The organism is Rahnella sp. P4_A8 (assembly GCF_056402435.1).
Window position 1 is genome coordinate 1 of record NZ_JBFUHK010000210.1, and the last position, 1,667, is coordinate 1,667.

Here is a 1,667-nt window from a genome sequence, read left to right on the forward strand (position 1 = left end):
GCCTTAAACAGCTATGAGAATCGTGTCTACCAGTTTCTGGGAGAAGACAGAAAACGTTATGTAGTGAAGTTCTACCGGCCGGAGCGCTGGAGTGAAGAACAAATCCACGAAGAGCACCAGTTTTCTCGTGATATGGCTGATGCTGAAATCCCTGCTGTTGCCCCTCTTTCTATTAATAAAGATACACTTCATCACTACCAGGGTTATATGTTCACCGTGTTTCCAAGCGTCGGTGGCCGTCAGTATGAAATAGATAATCTCGATCAGCTGGAATGGGTGGGGCGATTCCTCGGGCGTATCCATCAGGTTGGCAGTGAAAGTCTCTTCACCGCACGCCCGACAATTGGCCTCGATGAATACCTTTCCCGAACACGTGATGTCCTGGCGCAGTGTCCTCTGATCCCCAAAAGCCTGCGAGAGCCTTTTTTAACTGCGACAGATAAACTGATCACGACGACCCGGGAATTCTGGCATACCGACTGGCAGCCTTTGCGCTTACATGGGGATTGCCATCCGGGGAATATTCTCTGGCGAGATGGCCCGCTGTTTGTGGATATGGATGATGCCCGTAATGGTCCGGCAATCCAGGATCTCTGGATGTTGTTACATGGCGACCAAAGTGAGCAAAGGCTTCAGTTAGATATCTTGCTGGAAGCTTATGGAGAGTTTGCTGATTTAGATACCAGTGAACTGTCTTTGATGGAGCCGCTGCGTGCTATGCGCATGGTTTATTATCTGGCCTGGGTCGCCCGTCGCTGGGACGATCCTGCATTTCCTAAGAGCTTCCCCTGGATGCAGGACGAAGATTTTTGGCGTGGTCAGATAGCGGCTTTCACTGAGCAAATTAAGAAATTACAGGCACCTCCTTTACGGCTGATGCCAATGTATTGAGTCACGATTAACGTTCAAGTTTAATTAAATGGAGATAGGCTTTATATGAAAAAGATATTCCTGGCACTGGTTGGTATGGTTATGGCCTTCAGTGTATCTGCAGCGCAATTTTCTGATGGCGCGCAATACGTTACTTTAGATAAAACCGTAGCTAATGAGCCACAGGTACTCGAGTTTTTCTCATTTTATTGCCCGCACTGCTACCAGTTTGAACAAGTCTGGCATGTCTCTGACAGCATCCGTAAGAACCTGCCAAAAGATGTGAAATACACTAAATACCACGTTGAGTTCCTGGGGCCGTTAGGTAAGCAACTAACTCAGGCATGGGCTGTGGCTATTGCTCTGGGTGTTGAAGAAAAAGTCAGCCCGCTGATGTTTGATGCTGTGCAGAAACAGCAGTCGGTACAAAATGCTGATGATATCCGTAAAGTCTTTATTCAGGCGGGTGTTAAGGGCGAAGATTATGATGCCGCACTTAACAGCTTCGTCGTGAAATCACTGGTTGTTCAGCAGGAAAAAGCCGCTGCTGATTTGGGTCTGCAAGGCGTCCCTTCTGTATTTGTGAATGGGAAATACATGGTTAAAAATGACGGACTTGATACCAGCTCAATGGATATGTATGTCAAACAATATTCTGATGTGATCAATTTCTTAGCGACCAAAAAATAAGAATTCCTGATCTCGGCGCCAGCTTTCGGGCTGGCGTTATATTTTCTGAAAAAAATAACAACCAAAATGAGTACCCTATGAAATATAAATAATTTATGCCCGGAATG

The 1,667-nt window shown here is 46.3% G+C and carries 2 protein-coding genes; both read left to right on the forward strand.

Annotated elements, in window-relative coordinates; genetic code table 11:
* Positions 1 to 891: serine/threonine protein kinase (locus tag AC1DUO_RS24755; RefSeq protein ID WP_477989284.1), on the forward strand; the 891-nt coding region annotated here is incomplete at its 5' end.
* Between the two features lie 45 nt (positions 892 to 936).
* On the forward strand, positions 937 to 1,560 hold the full coding sequence (gene dsbA, locus AC1DUO_RS24760) for a thiol:disulfide interchange protein DsbA (RefSeq protein WP_013577659.1): 624 nt from the start codon (positions 937 to 939) through the stop codon (positions 1,558 to 1,560).
* Positions 1,561 to 1,667 lie beyond the last annotated feature (107 nt).

Coding starts and splice junctions, on each gene's coding strand:
- dsbA (WP_013577659.1), top strand. CDS start 937: ATGAAAAAGATATTCCTGGCACTGGTTGGTATGGTTATGGCCTTCAGT.